At 58.2% G+C, this 18,217-nt stretch carries 16 protein-coding genes and 1 tRNA gene; 14 read left to right on the top strand and 3 right to left on the bottom strand.

Going from position 1 to position 18,217, the window contains the following annotated elements:
* Positions 1–229 precede the first annotated feature (229 nt).
* The gene (miaA, locus tag GOW09_RS05475; protein WP_171116271.1) at positions 230–1,123 is read right to left on the bottom strand and encodes a tRNA (adenosine(37)-N6)-dimethylallyltransferase MiaA; all 894 of its coding nucleotides are present in this window, start codon (positions 1,121–1,123) and stop codon (positions 230–232) included.
* Positions 1,124–1,220: 97 nt separating this feature from the next.
* Here miaA and pyrH point away from each other — a divergent pair, with 97 nt between their 5' ends.
* The 9 genes from pyrH to GOW09_RS05430 all read left to right on the top strand — a co-directional run bounded on the left by pyrH (position 1,221) and on the right by GOW09_RS05430 (position 11,569).
* Positions 1,221–1,973, top strand: a complete 753-nt coding sequence (gene pyrH, locus GOW09_RS05470) for a UMP kinase (protein ID WP_171116269.1) — start codon at positions 1,221–1,223, stop codon at positions 1,971–1,973.
* A 264-nt stretch (positions 1,974–2,237) separates the two neighbouring features.
* On the top strand, positions 2,238–3,464 hold the full coding sequence (locus tag GOW09_RS05465; protein WP_171116267.1) for an aminotransferase class V-fold PLP-dependent enzyme: 1,227 nt from the start codon (positions 2,238–2,240) through the stop codon (positions 3,462–3,464).
* Positions 3,465–3,514: 50 nt separating this feature from the next.
* Positions 3,515–4,939 (top strand): deoxyribodipyrimidine photo-lyase, encoded by a 1,425-nt coding sequence (locus GOW09_RS05460; protein ID WP_171116265.1) that lies wholly within the window; start codon positions 3,515–3,517, stop codon positions 4,937–4,939.
* A 69-nt stretch (positions 4,940–5,008) separates the two neighbouring features.
* The gene (locus GOW09_RS05455) at positions 5,009–6,217 is read left to right on the top strand and encodes a cyclopropane-fatty-acyl-phospholipid synthase family protein (RefSeq protein ID WP_171116263.1); all 1,209 of its coding nucleotides are present in this window, start codon (positions 5,009–5,011) and stop codon (positions 6,215–6,217) included.
* A gap of 15 nt (positions 6,218–6,232) precedes the next feature.
* The gene (locus tag GOW09_RS05450; RefSeq protein ID WP_171116261.1) at positions 6,233–6,673 is read left to right on the top strand and encodes a TrgA family protein; all 441 of its coding nucleotides are present in this window, start codon (positions 6,233–6,235) and stop codon (positions 6,671–6,673) included.
* Positions 6,674–6,700: 27 nt separating this feature from the next.
* Positions 6,701–7,816 carry an NUDIX domain-containing protein gene (locus tag GOW09_RS05445; protein ID WP_171116260.1) on the top strand — a complete coding sequence of 372 codons (1,116 nt, stop codon included), beginning with the start codon at positions 6,701–6,703 and terminating at the stop codon, positions 7,814–7,816.
* 68 nt (positions 7,817–7,884) lie between these two features.
* Complete coding sequence (locus GOW09_RS05440; RefSeq protein WP_171116259.1) at positions 7,885–8,919, top strand: cysteine synthase A; 1,035 nt, start codon at positions 7,885–7,887, stop codon at positions 8,917–8,919.
* The gene (locus tag GOW09_RS05435; protein WP_171116256.1) at positions 8,919–11,345 is read left to right on the top strand and encodes a DUF3772 domain-containing protein; all 2,427 of its coding nucleotides are present in this window, start codon (positions 8,919–8,921) and stop codon (positions 11,343–11,345) included. The genes GOW09_RS05440 and GOW09_RS05435 overlap by 1 nt, the downstream gene beginning before the upstream one ends.
* A gap of 134 nt (positions 11,346–11,479) precedes the next feature.
* Positions 11,480–11,569 (top strand) — tRNA-Ser (locus tag GOW09_RS05430).
* A gap of 52 nt (positions 11,570–11,621) precedes the next feature.
* Here the strand turns inward: GOW09_RS05430 and GOW09_RS05425 are convergent.
* Positions 11,622–12,551, bottom strand: a complete 930-nt coding sequence (locus tag GOW09_RS05425) for a LysR family transcriptional regulator (RefSeq protein ID WP_171116254.1) — start codon at positions 12,549–12,551, stop codon at positions 11,622–11,624.
* A 111-nt stretch (positions 12,552–12,662) separates the two neighbouring features.
* Here GOW09_RS05425 and GOW09_RS05420 point away from each other — a divergent pair, with 111 nt between their 5' ends.
* From GOW09_RS05420 to GOW09_RS05400, 5 genes are read left to right on the top strand one after another with little or no spacing between them, the layout of a single operon-like run.
* Entirely contained in the window at positions 12,663–13,370 is a 708-nt protein-coding gene (locus GOW09_RS05420; RefSeq protein ID WP_152457782.1) for an NAD(P)H-dependent oxidoreductase, read from the top strand.
* An 18-nt stretch (positions 13,371–13,388) separates the two neighbouring features.
* Complete coding sequence (locus GOW09_RS05415; RefSeq protein WP_171116251.1) at positions 13,389–13,691, top strand: DUF1330 domain-containing protein; 303 nt, start codon at positions 13,389–13,391, stop codon at positions 13,689–13,691.
* A gap of 49 nt (positions 13,692–13,740) precedes the next feature.
* Positions 13,741–14,517: a CmcJ/NvfI family oxidoreductase gene (locus GOW09_RS05410; protein WP_171116249.1), complete on the top strand. Its 777-nt coding sequence runs from the start codon at positions 13,741–13,743 to the stop codon at positions 14,515–14,517.
* Between the two features lie 12 nt (positions 14,518–14,529).
* A complete protein-coding gene (locus GOW09_RS05405) occupies positions 14,530–15,498 on the top strand; it encodes an LLM class oxidoreductase (RefSeq protein WP_171116247.1) in 969 nt (322 codons plus the stop codon).
* 22 nt (positions 15,499–15,520) lie between these two features.
* Positions 15,521–16,309, top strand: a complete 789-nt coding sequence (locus GOW09_RS05400) for an SDR family NAD(P)-dependent oxidoreductase (protein WP_171116245.1) — start codon at positions 15,521–15,523, stop codon at positions 16,307–16,309.
* A gap of 423 nt (positions 16,310–16,732) precedes the next feature.
* Here the strand turns inward: GOW09_RS05400 and GOW09_RS05395 are convergent, their stop codons facing one another.
* A complete protein-coding gene (locus tag GOW09_RS05395; RefSeq protein ID WP_171116243.1) occupies positions 16,733–18,211 on the bottom strand; it encodes an aldehyde dehydrogenase in 1,479 nt (492 codons plus the stop codon).
* Positions 18,212–18,217: the final 6 nt, after the last annotated feature.

Raw genomic sequence — 18,217 nt, 5'->3', positions numbered from 1 at the left:
CACCAGATTTCAGATAAGGTCAATGTTCGAAATCGTCATAAGTAGTACAAAAACGACATTCGCGATCAGTTGAAGTCGTGGAGAAGCATTTCTTCTGGCAGCCCAAAGCGATGCCGGTTTCCCCATTGTTTTCTTAGTTTGTTAAGGGAAATTGCAGCAAATCATTAAGTTCTCTTAAGCTTTGAGACTTGGCGGCGCCTTGCTTTTGCAAAGTCAAAAGAGCCGGGTACTAACAAGAGGGATCGACGTGATTCCAGGCCTTCATTCGGGCGCGAAACCAGGTGCGCTGACGCTTGGCGAACTGCCGTGTCGCTATGGTTGCGCGCTCTCGCGCCTGATCCAAAGTCATCGCGCCGTCCAGATATGCCCTGAGTTCCGGCACGCCTATGGCCTTGCAGGCCGGAAGGGTGGGATCGAACCGGTCCTGCATGGCACGCACTTCCTCGATCGCGCCCTGTTCCAGCATCTGGTCAAAGCGGCGTTCTATCCTGTTCAGCAGCCATGCTTTATCAACGTCAAAAACGACCGGTAGGGTCTCGTTCAGCCGAAGTGCCGGTGGGGGCGTTTCGGCTTGCCAGGACAACAGGCTGCGACCTGTGGCGCGCTGCACCTCCCATGCGCGTTGCACGCGGGCACGGTTGTGTATGTCCAGCTTTGCAAGCGTGTCTGCATCGACCCCCTCCAGAAGGTCTGCCATGGGCATCTGATCGGCCTCGGCCCGAACTTCGGGTGGCGTCGCAGGGATTTGGGCCATGCCTTCGGTCAGGGCCGAGAAATACAATCCTGTCCCACCGACAATGATCGGGCGTTGATGCCCCGTTAGCAGGGGCAGGACCTCGCGCAGCCAATGGCCGGTGGAATAATCCTGATCATAGGCGACGTGCCCGTACAACAGATGCGGCGCGCGGGTTTCTTCCTGGGCGGACGGACGGGCCGAGATGACGCGCCAGCAGTCATAAACCTGGCTTGCATCCGCATTGACGATAACCCCGCCATGGCGTTCGGCGATCTCCAGCGCCAGCGCTGATTTCCCGGATGCCGTAGGCCCCGCGATCAGAACCGGCTTGTCGTCCGGAACAGGCGGCAGTTGCCGAAAAAGCAGGTCTGTTGATCGCCGGGTCATGCGCGGTTGCCTCTATCCTCACCAACCGCATTGAACCTGCGGAGCTTTTGCTTCATTTTGCGCCGGAAATTAACCCCGTGCCAGCCCGGAGCGCAACATGAGCCTTTCCCCTTCTTCTGAAACAGCCGAGACCCCGAAAACAAAGTACAATCGGGTCATGTTGAAAATCTCAGGCGAGGCGTTGATGGGGGATCAGGGATTCGGCTTGCACCCGCCAACCGTTCAACGCATCGCGCAGGAAGTGAAATCGGTTCACGATCTGGGCGTTGAGATTTGCATGGTCATCGGTGGCGGAAACATTTTTCGCGGCCTGAGCGGTTCAGCCCAAGGCATGGAGCGGACAACGGCGGATTATATGGGTATGTTGGCCACGGTGATGAACGCGCTGGGGATGCAATCCGCACTGGAAGAGATCGGAGTGTTCACCCGCGTGATCTCGGCCATTCGCATGGACGAGGTGTGCGAACCCTATATCCGCCGCCGGGCTGTTCGGCACCTCGAGAAAAAGCGGGTCTGTATTTTCGCCGCCGGTACTGGCAACCCGTATTTCACGACAGACACCGCAGCCACCCTGCGCGCCAACGAAATGGCGTGCGAGGCGATCTTCATGGGCAAGAACGGAGTGGATGGCGTGTATGACAAAGACCCAGCGGAACATGCTGACGCCGCACGCTATGATACCGTGACCTATGATGACGTGCTGGCCAAACGTTTGCGGGTCATGGATGCTTCGGCCATTGCCTTGGCACGCGACAACAATCTGCCCCTGATCGTCTTCGGACTTGATGAGCCCGGCGGCTTCCGAGGAATTCTCGCGGGCGAAGGGACCTATACCAAGGTTCAGGGTTGAGGCGAGAGGAATCGCCGGACAATTCCGCAAGCTTTCAAAGCCCCGGCGTCGAGCCGGGGCTTTTGCGTTTTGCTTTCGCTTGACGGTTGTGGGCGGCCCTGTCTAAGTATCGGTGTCCTTCCAAGGCGAAGGGCTGCCCCGTGTTTCGTCGGCCAAAGGCCCAAGCACAGGCTGGGCTGGAAGACCTGCCATGATTTCTGAGATGTCCGGAAACATGCGCGGGCATCTCATTGATCTGACTGCACAACTAAGGAGCAATGAGGCATGAGCTCTCTGGATATCGATTTCGTTCGGGCGCAGTTCCCGGCCTTTTCAGAACCCAGCCTGCAAGGGCAGGCGTTCTTCGAAAATGCAGGTGGGTCTTACACCTGCAAACCAGTGATCGACCGGCTGACGCGGTTCTACACGCAGCGCAAGGTTCAGCCTTACGCCCCATATGAGGCCAGCCGCCTTGCGGGCGCCGAAATGGACGAGGCGCGTGCGCGTATGGCTGCCATTCTGGGCGTCGACACGGATGAACTGAGTTTTGGTCCTTCAACCACCCAGAACACCTATGTCCTGGCGCAGGCGTTCCGGCAATGGATGAAGCCCGGCGAGGCAATCGTCGTGACCAATCAGGATCACGAAGCCAACTCTGGCCCGTGGCGTCGTCTGGTCGAGGCCGGGATAGAGGTGAGGGAATGGCAAATCGACCCCGAAACCGGGTCGCTGAACCCTCAGGATCTGGAAAACATGCTGGACGAAAAAGTGCGTCTGGTCTGTTTCCCGCATTGCTCAAATGTCGTTGGCGAGATCAATCCGGTCACCGAGATCACTGCTATTGCGCATGCGGCGGGTGCGTTTGTCTGCGTTGATGGCGTATCCTACGCCCCGCACGGATTTCCGAATGTTGGCGATCTGGGGCCGGATATCTATTTGTTTTCTGCGTACAAGACCTATGGCCCGCACCAGGGGTGCATGGTGGTCCGCCGCACATTGGGTGAGCTGTTGCCCAACCAGGCGCATTATTTCAACGGTGACGTCCTGTACAAGCGGTTCACCCCGGCGGGACCCGATCACGCGCAGATTTCGGCCAGTGCAGGTATGGCGGATTATGTTGAGCTGCTTTGCGCCCACCATGGCGGGCCTGAGGCGGGCGCGGCGGAGCAGGGCGTATTTGTCCACGATCTGATGCAATCACACGAAGAGTCATTGCTGCAACCGGTTCTGGATGCGGTAAAGGATCGAAACGCTGTGCGCCTGATCGGTCCTTCCGACGCCAGTCGGCGCGCGCCCACCGTCGCGCTTTCGTTGAACTGTCCGGCTGAACCGGTTGCGGCGGAACTGGCGCAATATGGTGTCATGGCTGGTGGCGGAGACTTCTATGCGGTGCGCCCCTTGCAGGCGATGGGCGTCGACCCAGCGCAGGGTGTTTTGAGGGTCAGCTTCACCCACTACACCACGAAGCAGGAAATTGATCAGCTTTTAGAGGCTCTTGAGCGCGTTTTGTGATCCACTACTCTTGAGGGTGCGTAGAAATCAAAAAACCTCAAGGGCGTATTGTGAAGCAACAGCAGGCTCCGATCATTTTGTGGTTTCGACGGGACTTGCGTCTGTCGGACCACCCCGCGTTGACTGCAGCGGCCGAAAGTGGCCGTCCGGTCATTCCTTTGTTTATTCATGACCACCTTGTCGAACAGATGGGGGCCGCGCCGAAGTGGCGGTTGGGCTTGGGGTTGGAGGCTTTCACAGCGTCACTGGCCAATATGGGCAGCCGACTGATTTTCCGACGCGGCGACGCACTTGAACAGGTGCAACAGGTCATGGCCGAGACCGGCGCAACCTCAGTCTTCTGGTCTCGCGCTTACGATCCGGCCTCAATCGAACGCGACAAGACGATCAAGTCTGTGCTTACAAAAGAAGGAGTGACGGCAAAGTCATTTGCCGGGCATCTTCTTTTCGAACCCTGGACTGTCGCTACAAAAACAGGAAACCCGTTTCGGGTCTACACGCCCATGTGGCGTGCGGTTCAGGGGCGGGATGTACAATTTCCCGACGCGCGGGTTGCCGATTTGCAGGCCCCGTTGTCGTGGCCCGCTTCTGACAAATTGAGCGATTGGCAGATGGGGGATGCCATGAACAGGGGCGCGGCTGTCGTTCGCCCTCATGTAAAACCCGGCGAACAGGCCGCTCTGGATCACCTCCAGGCGTTTCTTGGGCGACTTTCCCACTATTCCAGCAACCGGGACAGGTTGGATCAGGACGGAACGTCTAACCTGTCGGAATACCTGTCTTTGGGTGAAATCGGGCCGCGTACAGTCTGGCATATGGTCCAAAGGGCCGCGTTGACCGGTACACCCGGTGCCGATGCCTATCTACGTCAACTCATCTGGCGCGAGTTTGCCTATCACCTGATGTATCACACGCCCCAACTGGTGGCTTCCAACTGGAAGCCGGAATGGGACAGTTTTCCTTGGAATACCGATCCGGACCATCCCGAAGTCACCGCGTGGCGGCAGGCCAGAACTGGAATACCTGTTGTCGATGCTGGGCTGCGGCAAATGTATGTGACGGGTCGAATGCATAACCGGGCTCGGATGATTGTCGCAAGCTATCTGACCAAGCATCTTATGACCCACTGGAAAATAGGGATGAGTTGGTTTGAGGATTGCCTGATCGACTGGGATCCGGCCTGCAATGCCATGGGTTGGCAATGGGTTGCTGGATCTGGGCCCGATGCATCCCCGTTTTTCCGGATTTTCAATCCCAAGACGCAAGCCGAGAAATTCGATCCCGACGGCAATTATACGCATCGCTGGATTGCCGAAGGTTATTCCGAACCCAGCAAGACCGCCCTGTCGTATTTTGATGCCGTCCCGCGTTCATGGGGGCTGCGTCCGGATGCGGAATACCCCAAACCCATAGTCGAATTGCCCGAAGGGCGGACCCGCGCCTTGCGCGCATATGAAAGCCGAAAATCCCACTAAGGAACTGAAAACTTGCCAGAAACAATTTCGCCGCCTAGCTTTATACGCGTACCGCAGAGGGGAGAGCGGATGATCCTGACGACGACCGAAGGGCAAAAAGACCTGCCCAGATATTTCGCCCAAGTCTTTAAAATGTTGAACCGGATGGAAACCGGGCGTCTTGATATCAGACTACCCGACGGTCGTACGTTTCGCGCAGAAGGCGCAAAGCCCGGGCCGGTGGCGCAGGTCGATATTCACGACGACGATGTCTTTGCGCGCCTGATCCGCGAAGGTGAACTGGGTTTCTCCGATGCGTATCTGGACGGACATTGGAGCACACCCGATCTGCGGTCTTTCATGGATCTTGTGCATCTTGGAACCGAGACCGTTTATGACGGGTTTACGGGCCAGTTTCTTGTTCAGGCCTATGAACGGCTGCGGTTCTGGCTGCACAGAAACAACAGGGCGCAAGCCAAAAAGAACATCTCGTATCACTACGATCTGGGTAACGAATTTTACAGTTCTTGGCTGGATGACACGATGACCTATTCCAGCGCGATTTTTGAGTCTGGGCAGGAAAGCCTCGAGAAGGCCCAGATAGCCAAATACGCAAGTCTTGTGGATGAGATGGGTGCCAAACCGGGTGACCATGTACTGGAGATCGGATGTGGCTGGGGCGGCTTCGCGGAATATGCCGCAAAGGAACGGGGTTTGCGTGTCACCGGCCTGACCATCAGTGAGGAGCAATTCAAGTACGCCAAGGAACGTATTGAAAAAGCAGGTTTATCAGATCGAGTTGAATTCAAGCTTCAAGACTATCGGGATGAACGCGGGGTCTATGACGGCATCGCATCCATCGAAATGTTTGAGGCCGTGGGTCAGAAATACTGGCCGGTCTATTTCGAAACCGTTCGTGAGCGGTTGAAGCCCGGTGCCCAGGCAACCTTGCAAATCATCACGGTGGGTGATCATCGCTGGGATTTTTACAAGAATGGCGTTGATTTCATTCAGAAATATATCTTTCCCGGCGGGATGCTACCGTCGCCGACCATCCTGCGTCAGCAGATCGATCAGGCCGGGTTGAAAGTCGTGCATTCGAAGGAATTCGGGAAAAGCTATGATCTGACTCTGCGCCGTTGGTATGAAACGTTCAACGACAAATGGGATCAGATCTCGGACATGGGGTTTGATGAGCGTTTCCGCCGCATGTGGAATTATTATTTGACTGCGTGCGGTGCGGCCTTTGACACGGGCAATTGCGATGTGACACAGATCACAATAGCAAAACCAAGTTAACTCACGGACCGTCACATGCCCACTGCCTCGCGTCTCGTCGCCGCTGTTTGTCTCGTCGTGCTGGCCTTTCTTGTTTCAGGCATGGTTATCGATAACGGTGAAGAGGGTAAGGACTATGGCTACTTCACCTATGTGAACATGGCTCTTGGTGCGATCTGTGGTTGGAAAATCATGGGCAAGCGCGCTGGGCGTGGTTGGACAGCGGGTATTAATAACGGCCTGACCGGCGTTGCTTCGCTGGTTTTCTGGGCGCTGTTTGTGCAGGGATGCTACCGCATGTTCGACCTTGCGATGCGCAATCGATATGGCGGCCCGTTCGAAGCTGTGATGGCCATTTTTTCGATTGGTATCGATTATGGTAAGCAGCTTATCTATCCCGAAATTCTGGTTGCACTCGCACTTGGCGCCGTTGTCGCCGGTCTGGCCACGGAACAGGCCAGCCGCAAATGGCGCTGAACCGTTTCGTCACAAGAGAGATTGAATTTGTCTGATTTGTTCTTCTATGGAACGTTGCGGTATCTGCCGTTGTTGCAGCGTGTCCTGGGCCGTCCGCTGAGCGAAATAACGTTTCACGCTGCCAAGCTGTGCGATCACGCGGTTCACGCGGTCCAGGGGCAAGATTTCCCGATGATCCTGCCCGCCAAGGGTGCCGCTGCCGAAGGTCTGCTGGTGCAGGGCCTGTCCTCCGATGATCTGGCCAGACTGGCTTATTACGAAGGATCCTTCGACTATGACCTGAAATCGTTGAATGTCATTCTGGAGGACGGGGGCGAAGCACAGGCGCAGGTCTTTTTTCCGACCCCGGGCGCGTGGCAACCCGGTGAGTTGTGGTCGTTGCAGGGCTGGGCAGACAAATTGGGCGAGGTTACGGCGCTCGCTGCCGAAGAAGAAATGGCCTATTTCGGCAAAGTCGATCCCAAAACCATGGCGCGCAGCGTCCGCGCCATTCAAACCCGCGCCTGGGCAAAGATCATGGCCAAGCAACGACGAACCGGCGATCCGCGGAACATAGCCGAAGACGTGATCGTCCACCGGCACGAACGCGTTTACGTCGACTATTTTGGGATGGAGGAAATAGATCTTCAACACCGGCAGCATGACGGCAGCATGGGTCCCGTGCTGCACCGGGGCGGTTTGATGCAGGGCAGCGCGGTGTCCGTTCTGCCATATGACCCGATCCGCGACACCGTGCTTCTGGTCGAGCAGTTCAGACCGCCGGTGTTTTTGATCGACGATCCAGAGCCCTGGCTTTGGGAAGCGGTTGCCGGGATGATCGACCCCGGCGAAACGCCGGAACAGACGGCACATCGCGAAGCCATGGAAGAAGCCGGAGTTCGATTTGACAGGCTGGAATATGCGGGCGGGGCGTATTCCTCCAGCGGGTCGTCGACGGGTTTCATGTATCTCTATGTCGGGCTTGGCAACTTGACCCAGACAACCATCACCGGTGGCCTGGACACAGAAGGCGAAGATATTCGCAGTCGGATTCTGCCGTTCGACGAATTCATCGATATGACAGACCGTCATCTTTTCAAGGATTTGCAGCTGGTGTCTCTGGCTTACTGGCTGGCCCGCCATCGGGATCGTTTGCGCGCGTGACTATCGCGCTTGTGGTCCCGGCAGTGCGCCTGTAAATCTTCGAAGATACCAAATGACAAGAGGCGACCATGCGCATTGCACGAGATCTTGCTGACGCAGTAGGAAAAACACCGTTGATCCGGCTGCGCCGCATCAGCGAAGAGACCGGATGCGAGATTCTTGGCAAAGCCGAGTTCATGAACCCGGGACAGTCGGTAAAGGATCGTGCTGCTCTTTTTATCATCAAAGATGCCATCGCACGCGGGGATCTGAAACCGGGCGGCACCATCGTGGAAGGCACCGCCGGCAACACCGGTATTGGTCTGGCTTTGGTAGGTGCGTCGATGGGGTTCAAAACGGTTATCGTTATCCCCGAGACCCAATCGGAAGAAAAGAAGGATATGCTGCGTCTGGCGGGCGCACAGTTGGTTCAGGTACCCGCGGCCCCGTATCGCAACCCCAACAATTTCGTGCACTATTCCCGCCGTCTGGCCGAGGAATTGGCGCAGACAGAACCCAATGGCGCAATCTGGGCCAACCAGTTCGACAATGTGGCGAATCGTCAGGCACATGTGGAAACCACAGGCCCCGAGATCTGGGACCAGACAGACGGCAAAGTTGACGGGTTTGTCAGCGCGGTCGGGTCGGGTGGAACATTGGCAGGCGTTGCCGAAGTTTTGCAACCCAAGGGCGTCAAGATCGGTCTGGCCGATCCCATGGGGGCCGGCCTGTATTCGTACTACACCACAGGCGAGATCGCGATGGAAGGTGGGTCAATCGCCGAAGGCATCGGGCAGGTGCGTATCACCAAAAACCTTGAGGGGTTCACGCCGGATTTTTCTTATCAGATCACCGACAACGAAGCGCTGCCCTACATCTTTGATCTTCTGCGTGACGAAGGCCTGGTCATGGGCGGCTCGACCGCGATCAACATGGCAGGGGCGGTGCGCATGGCCAAGGAAATGGGGCCCGGCCATACCATTGTGACCATCCTGTGCGATTATGGCACACGCTATCAATCAAAGCTGTTCAACCCCGAGTTCCTGCGTGAAAAAGAGCTTCCGGTTCCGGATTGGATGACCGAGGCACCGCGCAGCATTCCCGGCGTTTTCGAGGACGTGTGATGCTTGGACAGGTCCGCCTGTTTCTGACCCTGCTATTCCTGTGCTTTGTCGGGTTTTCGAATAGCGCTGTTGCACAGCTGACGGATCGTCAAAGTGAGTATTACCAAGGCTGGGTCAAAACCGCGAGCCGGGCCGAAGCCGTCATCGAGGCGAACCGGGCATCTGACGCTGCGCTGGAGAATTTACGTTCTGAAATAAATGGTTACAGGGACGACTTCAATCGAGCTCGTGGTGCAAATACCGACCGAATAACGACGCTGGAAAGCCAGATAAAAGCGTTGGGGCCCAAACCCGAAGGGGACACGACTGAACCTGAAGACATAGCAAATCTTCGCGTGCATCTTGAAGAACAGCTCAACAGCCTGCGTGTTCCGCGCATCATATCCGAAGAGGCGTATAGCCGTGCGAACGGGCTGATCAGCGAAATTGATCAGATCCTTCGCGCGCGCCAGAAAAAAGAGTTCTTTGAACAGGGCCCGTCGCCGATCAACCCGGCGTATTGGGGTCCGGCATGGGTGGATGTCAAAGAGGCCGTTCAAGGCCTGGTAAACGAAACGATCACGAATTTGCGTTCAGATGTCGTGCGCGAGCAAATCCGTGCACGTGGGCTCGCAATCTTCATACTTCTCGTCATTTCAGCAGTGCTGCTGATCTTTGGCAAACGGTGGTCTGAACTTGGAGGCGACTACCTGAGGTTACTCGGCGGGGCCGGGACGGGGGTTTGGTCGTTCGTAATCTCACTATTGCGAATTCTGTTGCCATGGATCGGTGTGGTGGCCGTGGTCACGGCGATCAGTCTCACCGGCGTTCCGGGTCTGCGGGGCAGCCTTTTGCTTCAGAATGTTCCGTATTGGGCAGCGATCGTGTTTTTCTATGACTGGATTGGTCGCCAGGTATACGTGATCGGCGCGTCGCAAGGGTTCAAACGTCTGTCCGCTGCGCGCATCACTGAACTGCGCGTGTATATCGATCTGCTTGCCCTGATGCTGGTTTTGCACGAATTGGCGTTTTTGTTCGAACGGATCGAAAACATTTCCGACGCGACTCGCGCCGTAGTCAGTTTCCCGGTCATTGTCGCGACGGCTTTGTTGTTGTTGCGAGTACGTCAGATTCGAACAACTGACGGGCCTCCGGATCAAGCTGCCTCGACCCGTTCCGCGGGTTTCAGCCAACTGGTCGAGTTCCTGCGCCGGGCTTTGTTCCTTTTGGGGATCATGTCTCCCTTACTGGCTATTTTCGGATACACCAATGCGGCCGAAGCAATCGTGTTTCCTGCCGTCAAGACATTGGTGCTGATAGGGGCCTTGGTCATCCTGCAACGGTTCATCAGTCAGATTTACGGCTGGGTCACCGGGCAGGGCGAAGCCGCGGGGGATTCGCTTTTTTCCGTACTGGTTGGGTTTGCATTGGCCATCTTGGCGCTTCCCATTCTGGCGATCTATTGGGGTGCGCGGGAAACCGATCTGCTGGAAGCATGGTCGCGCCTGCTGCTTGGTTTTGATATCGGTGGTGTCACAATTTCGCCCAGCAACTTTCTGACCTTTGTTGCCGTGTTTGCAATCGGTTATACGCTGACGCGTTTGTTGCAAAGCGGGCTGCGCAATTCGCTTCTGCCGAAAACCAACATAGATCCGGGTGGCCAAAACGCGATTGTCGCGGGTTCGGGATACGTTGGCATATTCCTTGCCGCGTTGGTGGCAATCATGGTGGCCGGTTTTGATCTGTCATCGCTGGCGATCGTCGCTGGTGCGCTGTCTGTTGGCATCGGCTTTGGTTTGCAGACAATCGTGTCGAACTTCGTTTCTGGCATCATCCTTTTGGTCGAGCGTCCGATTTCCAAGGGGGATTGGATCGATGTGAATGGCATGATGGGATATGTTAAGGACATTTCCGTTCGTTCGACCCGGGTCGAGACGTTCGACAGGACGGATGTTATCGTTCCAAACTCTGACCTGATCAGCGGTGTCGTAACGAACTATACCCGCGGCAATACGATCGGGCGGGTGATCGTTCCGGTGGGTGTTGCATACGGAACTGATACGCGTCTGGTAGAAACCATTCTGGGCGAAATCGCCAACAGCCATCCGATGGTTTTGGCCAACCCGGCACCAAGCGTCGTGTTCCAGGGGTTCGGAGCAGATTCCTTAGACTTTGAAATACGGGCGATCCTGCGGGATGTGAATTGGGTTTTGTCGGTGAAATCTGACATGAACCATGAAATCAACCGTAGATTCTCGGAAGCAGGGATCGAGATCCCGTTCGCACAACGTGATGTCTGGCTGCGAAATCCCGAAACCCTGCGGGCATCTGACCCGAGCAAGCAGGAGCCTTCCGCACCTGTGCAGGATAAGCCACGCAAAGTTGCAGAGGCTCCGGCGGATTTGACCGAGGCGGATATGGACCCGGATGCCGGTGATGAGATCTGAGGGGCCAGATCGCAGCACGTGTTGACCTGTGATCACCCGTCGGTGGGTGCATTGATTAAATTGCGCTATTCCCCTGAATTCGTCGAATTGGGGCCTTGCAAATCCGACGGCATTCGTCCAAATATCGCCGGCACGGAGAGGTGGCCGAGTGGTCGAAGGCGCACGCCTGGAAAGTGTGTAGGCGGGAAACCGTCTCCAGGGTTCGAATCCCTGTCTCTCCGCCACCATCACCATTGCGAAACTTGAACTGCACCTGTCCGCGAACGCGATGCACGATTACAAGCTGTCCTGCTGCGCTTCGACCCAGCCGGTGCCTGACCTGCCGCCGAGTTTTTCGACGAGAAAATCCATGAAGATTCGTGTCTTGGGCGTCAGCACGTTCGAGCGCGGATAGATCAGCCACAGCCCTGCATGATCATTCAGCCGCCAGTCAGGCAATACCTGCCTGAGCCGCCCGGAGCGCAGTTCATGGGCCACGCTCCAGAGTGAGTTGATCGAAAGCCCCGCTCCGGCAAGCGTAGCTTCGCGTTGCGCGGTGCCGTCATCGACGATGGTTCGGCTGATCATCGAGCGCGGGTTCAGGACCGCCTTCTGACCAGCTGGATCAACCAGTTCGCGCCGGTCGAGATTGGCCCACGCGATGAAACGATGCCCCGTCAGATCCTCGGGTGTCGAAGGCACTCCGTGCTGCTTGAGATATTCCGGCGCAGCGCAGAGCAGGCGGATGTCATCTGAAAGTTTGCGCCCCTTGAGGCTGCTATCGGCCAGCGGCGCGTTGCGCAGGGCTAGGTCGAAACTGCCCTCAATGGCGTCGAAGGGCTTGTCCGACAGTCGCAGGTCCAGCGTCAGGTCGGGATAGCGTTGATGAAACTCGGGCAACAGCGGCATGATGTGCAACTGGGCAAAACTGCTGGGGGCCGCGAAACGCAAGGTGCCTGTGGGGCCGGTATCCGTGCCTCCGAGGGCAGCGCGCGCTGCATCCGTCTGGGCGAGAATTTCACGCGCATAAGGCAGAAACTCCGACCCTTCCAATGACAACGACACCTTGCGCGTGGTGCGGTGCAAAAGCTCGACGCCAAGTTCGTTCTCAAGCTTGGCCAGCCTGGCACTCGAGACCGCCGGTGCAAGGCCAAGCTCGCGCCCGGCGGCGCTGATATTGAGCCGTTCGGCCGCCATGACGAACAGGCGCAGGCTGTCGGTATCCATATTGATTATATCCTAAATACGAAAACTGTACTTATTTTTCACCACCTTTTTCTCGTTCTTGCAAGTGATAAGTCAGGTGCACACCGACACACACCCCAACGGAGACATAAAATGAATGCGATCACCGAGGTGAAGACCGATATCAATGCGCAGATCATTGAGGCCTTCAATTCTCGCCATGCCACCAAGATCTTCGACCCTGAACGCAAGGTGAGCGACGCTGACTTCGAGACGATCCTCGAGGCTGCACGCCTTTCGCCCACTTCGTTCGGGCACGAGCCCTTCCGCATCCTGATGATCCAGTCGCCCGACAAGCGCGAGCTGTTCCGCGAGTTTTCATGGGGTGCCAACGGGATGATGAACGGGTCGACCGGCCAGCTTGGCACCGCCAGCCATTTCGGCATCATCCTTGCGGCGACGGGCGAACTGATGCGCGCCGGATCGGATTATCTGCAAGACCACTACCGGCAAGTGAAGCAGCTGCCCGAGGAAGTGATCGAGATCTTCAACGGCGCATACGGCAAGTTCCAGGCCGAGGATCACAAGATCACCTCTGACCGCGAGATCACCGACTGGTCGGGCAAGCAGGCCTATATCGTGCTGGCCAACATGATGACCGCCGGTGCGCTGATGGGGATCGACAGCTGCCCGATCGAGGGCTTCGACATGGAGCGGACGACGCAGACGCTGGCCGAACATTTCGGCGTCGATACCGCGAAATGGAAACCGGCGGTGATGTTCGCCTTTGGTCATCGCGCGAAAGATCCTGAATTCCCCAAGACCCGCCGCACGATGCAAGACACCGTCGCTTGGTTCTGACCCCGAAGGAGATACACGATGACCTATTATTCCGTTCTGGACGTCACCCCCACCGCCGAGGACTGGATCCCCGGCTACCTGCCCACCGCCAACGAACGCGTGGCGGCACATGGCGGCAAGTATCTTGCGCGTACCGCGACCCACGCGCAGATGGAAGGCGAGGATCAGCCCGCCGGGCTGAGGATCATCATCGAGTGGCCTTCGGAAGAGGCGGCCCGCGCCTTCATGGCGGACCCGGCCTATGCACCGCACCTGGCCTCCCGCACCAAGGGCTCGGTCAGCCATCACTACCTGATCGCGGGGCAGGACGACCTCGCCTGAATGCAGCACTGGCCCGGTATGCCGGGCCGGCACCCCCAAGGAGGCTTTCATGACCCGGACCGGAACCGTCAATTACCATGTTCACAAGCCCGCGCCGCAGGCATTCGTGCTGGACGCGGACAGCATCGCTGGCAATCTGGTCTCGCCCGAACTGGCCGCGACCGAGGTGGCGCTGACCGATCTGCGTGCCGGGCGGGCAGGGGCCAGCTTTGTCTCTGATGGGTTCGAATTTGGTGTGGCACCGACGCGGGTGACCAGTTTCGAATCCCCCGGCTGGCAGGAGGTCTACGATCGCGAACTGGCCGAGCTGCTGTGCGACCGGATCGGCGCGCGCGAAGTGCTGTTCTTCGACCACACGTTGCGCATTGACGACCCGGCAGCCAACCGCCGCCCCGCGCGCAACGTGCACAGCGACCTGAGCCCGCAAGGTGCGCACCAGCGGCTGGTGGACATCCTCGGGCCCGAGCGGGCGCGCGATTGGGCGGCGGGGCATTACGCCTTCGTTAACCTGTGGCGGCCGGTGGAAAACCCGATCAACACCGCCCCGCTGGGTTTCGTACGCCCTGCAACCGTGGACGACGCGGACTGGATCGACATCGACCTGATCTATCCCGACCGGCGCGGTCGTATCCTCGGCCTGGCGGCCAATCCGCGTCATGATTGGGTGTATCTGTCGCGCATGACGCCGGACGAGATCGTTTGGTTCAACATCTACGACAATCGCGGCCGTCCAACGGTGGGCCACAGCGCGATTGATCTTGCCGAAGATCCCGATCGGCAAACCATCCGCAAAAGCCTGGAAAGCCGGGCGCTGGTGCGGTTCTGAGAAAGGCAGAAAATGCTGGACAAATCCAACACGCCAAGCTTCGCGCCGCTCAACCGCGCGTTCAACGCGGTGTTCCGCCCTGGCAGGCTGAGCATTGGGCTAGTGGTCCCGCTTGAGGCAAATCGCAACGATCCGGTACCTACTATGACGCGCCATCTGGAGCGTGCCGTGCTGGCCGACGAACTGGGCTTTGCCGCGCTTTGGCTGCGAGACGTGCCCTTCAACGTGCCCTCGTTTGGCGATGCGGGGCAGGTTTTCGATCCTTTCGTCTATCTCGGCGCGCTGGGTGTTGCGACGCGCGACATCGCGCTTGGCGTGGCTTCGATCGTGCTGCCATTACGGCACCCGGCCCATGTGGCCAAGGCGGCAGCCTCGGCCGACCAGCTGTCGGGCGGGCGGCTGCTTCTGGGTGTGGCCTCGGGGGATCGTCCCGAGGAATACCCGGCGCTGAACAAGGATTTCTCTGATCGCGGGGCGCGCTTCCGTGACAGCCTCGCCTATATCCGCGCCATGGCGCAGGATTACCCGCGACTGGACAACCCGCAGGGCGACCTCTCGGGCGGTATCGACATGTTGCCTAAGCCTGCCGCCGGGCGCCTGCCGCTGCTTATCACCGGTGGCAGCCAGCAGACGCCAGAGTGGGTGGCGCGCCACGGTGACGGCTGGATGACCTATCCGCGTGGTGCGGCGGCGCAGTCCCGCGTTGTGGCCGACTATCGAGCGCGCGTGGCACAGGCCGGCTTGCCCGACAAACCAGTGATGCAGTCGCTCTATGTTGATCTGGTGGACCAAGCCGACGCTCCGCCGCGCCCGATCCATCTTGGGTTCAGTGCCGGCACCGATTACCTGCGCCGCTACCTGCACGAGATCCGCGATTTGGGCATCAACCACGTGGCACTGAACCTGCGCTTTAACGTGGCCGGGATCGAACCCACCCTGCACCGGCTGGCCGACGAGGTTCTGCCCGAGTTTCACGACTGATTTCATCCCCAAGGAGGCCTCAATGCCCAAGACTATACTGATCACCGGCGCGACCGACGGCATCGGCCTGTTGACCGCCAAGACACTGGCGGCCGAAGGCCACCGCGTGCTGCTGCACGGACGCAGCTCTGACAAGCTGAAGGCCGCCGCGCAGACGGTTGGCGGCAACCCCGAGACCTTCCGCGCCGATCTTTCCGATCTGGACGAAGCCGCCGCGCTTGCTGACGCCGTGCGCGCCCGGCACGACCGGCTGGACGTTCTGATCAACAATGCCGGTGTCTACAAGACTCCGCACCCGCACCGGGCCGACGGGATGGATGTTCGGTTCGTGGTAAACGCTCTGACGCCCCATGTGCTGACCCGACGGTTGTTGCCGATCATCCCAGCCGAAGGGCGCGTGGTGAACCTTTCATCGGCCGCGCAGGCGCCGGTGGATGTGGATGCGATGCACGGTAAGCGGCAATTGAGTGACATGGAGGCCTATGCGCAAAGCAAGCTGGCGCTCACGATCTGGTCACGGGAAATGGCGCGCGCGTACCCAACGGGCCCAGTCTTTGTCGCGGTCAACCCTGGCTCGCTTCTGGCCTCAAAGATGGTCCGAGAGGGTTTTGGAATGGCCGGCAATGATTTGGCGATCGGCGCTGATATCCTGCGACGGGCCGCGCTGTCGGACGAATTTGCTGATGCCTCGGGGCTGTATTTCGACAATGACAGCGGGCATTTTGCTGATCCACACTCGGCGGCGGCCGACCGCGATCACGCGGCGCGGGTCAAGGATGCTATCGCGGCGTTGACCGGCGGCGGAGTTTAGACCTGCGATATGCCCGTTGCTCTTGCGCCGGCTTTGAGGTGGTCGGTCCCGCTTGGGCCAGGCACAGTGCTTCGACCTCAGTGGCCATGCCTCCGGCAAGCCAAAGCGGCAGGTGGGCGTCTGGGACCTGCGATGCGCGCAGTTGGGACTACCGGAGCAGGTTTTCGACACCAGACCCACCGCCTTCGTCACTACATCTGATGGGCACCAGATATTATTATCTCTTTGCAGATATTCCCTCGTGCGCCCGCAAAACTCTGAGGACGAGATTGGTGAAAAGATGCTGGCTCAAAACTCGGACTTTATTGCGTGCACGAGATTTGAAGACGCAGCTATTTGGCTGGGACAGTTACAAGAGGGTTTGCAGATGACCCTAGACGCTAAAGTCCGGCGCCTTTGACAAAACAATGCTACAAGATCTTGTCACCGCATGACGAATGGGTTCGACATTGGCTGTTCCGACGTATTCAGCCAGACGGTTTTGGTCCTTGTATAATCGCGAATTGCCTCGATCCCGGCTTCCCTACCATAGCCGGATTGATTGTAGCCACCAAACGGAGCAATCGGGGACACTGCGCGGTATGTGTTGATCCAACAAATTCCCGATTTCAGGCGGGATGAAACCCGATGGGCGCGGGCGACATTTTCAGTGAAAACGCCGGACCCAAGCCCGAACTGCGAGTCGTTGGCCAATGCGATCGCTTCTTCTTCCGTATCGAATGGCAGCAGAGACATCACGGGGCCGAACATTTCGACCTTCAGCGTCTCGGTCTCTGGGCTCGAACACTCCACCAGCGTAGGGGCCATGAAGTTGCCCGGCCGGTCCAGAGGTTTTCCCCCGAAGCGGATGCGTGCGCCTTGTTCTGTGGCCTTCGCCAAAGTCGCCTGAATTCTTTCCACCTGATCAGTGGTGCAGAGCGGGCCAATATGGGTGGCCGTTTCCAATGGATCTCCGATTGCGATGCCCTTCATCTTCTCTTCGATCTTGTCAACAAGCGCTTCCAGTACCGGGCGATGTATCAATCCGCGCGAGCCGGCCACGCAGCTTTGACCCGAGGCGCCGAAGTTTCCCGCAATCAAACCATTGGCGGCGCCATCCAGATTGGCATCATCAAAAACGATGATCGGGGATTTCCCGCCCAGTTCCAAAGTGGTCACCGCAAAGTTCTCAGCCGAATTGCGCACGACATGGCGCGCTGTTTCCGGGCCGCCGGTGAATGCGATCCGGTCCACGTCCGGGTGCCGGGTAAGCGGGATGGCGCAGTTTTCGGCATCCCCCGTAATGACAGAGACGACACCGGGCGGAAAGCCGGCTTCATCGATCAGCCGTGCGAATTCCAGCATCGGAGCGGGCGCAATTTCAGAGGCCTTCAGCACGACCGAACAGCCTGCTGCTATCGCGGGGCCAAGCTTGGTCGCGGTCAGGAACATCTGTGCGTTCCAGGGGACGATTGCGACCACCACGCCAATCGGTTCGCGCTTGGTGAAGACGTGCATGTCCGGCTTGTCGATCGGAAGAACCGCTCCTTCGATCTTGTCCGCGAGCCCTGCATAATATCGATAATAGTCACCGACATAGGCTGTCTGGCTTGCGGTTTCGGCAAGCAGCTTGCCGCTGTCTGTGGTCTCAAGCTGGCCCAGATGACTGGCGTTTTCCTCGATCAGTTCCGCAAGTTTGAACAACAGTTTGCCGCGTGCGGTTTGCGTCATGTCGCGCCACGCGGGATCATCAAGTGACCGACGCGCCGCGGACACGGCGCGGTTCACGTCTTCGGGTGCGGCACAGGCGAAACTGGACCAGTCTTGACCCGTCGCCGGGTTTTGCGAATGCATCACTTGCCCGTGTGCCCCTTCGGTCCACGCGCCGTCGATATAAAGCTGGAAATGTGGTTTCTGATGCATCATCGA

This window comes from Ruegeria sp. HKCCA5463 (assembly GCF_013034175.1).
In the GTDB taxonomy this organism is placed as follows: Bacteria; Pseudomonadota; Alphaproteobacteria; order Rhodobacterales; family Rhodobacteraceae; genus Ruegeria.
This window is presented reverse-complemented; position numbering and strand designations above follow the sequence as displayed.

Coding starts and splice junctions, on each gene's coding strand:
- GOW09_RS05400 (WP_171116245.1), top strand. CDS start 15,521: ATGCCCAAGACTATACTGATCACCGGCGCGACCGACGGCATCGGCCTG.
- GOW09_RS05410 (WP_171116249.1), top strand. CDS start 13,741: ATGACCCGGACCGGAACCGTCAATTACCATGTTCACAAGCCCGCGCCG.
- GOW09_RS05440 (WP_171116259.1), top strand. CDS start 7,885: ATGCGCATTGCACGAGATCTTGCTGACGCAGTAGGAAAAACACCGTTG.
- GOW09_RS05465 (WP_171116267.1), top strand. CDS start 2,238: ATGAGCTCTCTGGATATCGATTTCGTTCGGGCGCAGTTCCCGGCCTTT.
- miaA (WP_171116271.1), bottom strand. CDS start 1,123: ATGACCCGGCGATCAACAGACCTGCTTTTTCGGCAACTGCCGCCTGTT.
- GOW09_RS05395 (WP_171116243.1), bottom strand. CDS start 18,211: ATGCATCAGAAACCACATTTCCAGCTTTATATCGACGGCGCGTGGACC.
- GOW09_RS05435 (WP_171116256.1), top strand. CDS start 8,919: ATGCTTGGACAGGTCCGCCTGTTTCTGACCCTGCTATTCCTGTGCTTT.
- GOW09_RS05405 (WP_171116247.1), top strand. CDS start 14,530: ATGCTGGACAAATCCAACACGCCAAGCTTCGCGCCGCTCAACCGCGCG.
- pyrH (WP_171116269.1), top strand. CDS start 1,221: ATGAGCCTTTCCCCTTCTTCTGAAACAGCCGAGACCCCGAAAACAAAG.
- GOW09_RS05415 (WP_171116251.1), top strand. CDS start 13,389: ATGACCTATTATTCCGTTCTGGACGTCACCCCCACCGCCGAGGACTGG.
- GOW09_RS05420 (WP_152457782.1), top strand. CDS start 12,663: ATGAATGCGATCACCGAGGTGAAGACCGATATCAATGCGCAGATCATT.
- GOW09_RS05450 (WP_171116261.1), top strand. CDS start 6,233: ATGCCCACTGCCTCGCGTCTCGTCGCCGCTGTTTGTCTCGTCGTGCTG.
- GOW09_RS05455 (WP_171116263.1), top strand. CDS start 5,009: ATGATCCTGACGACGACCGAAGGGCAAAAAGACCTGCCCAGATATTTC.
- GOW09_RS05425 (WP_171116254.1), bottom strand. CDS start 12,551: ATGGATACCGACAGCCTGCGCCTGTTCGTCATGGCGGCCGAACGGCTC.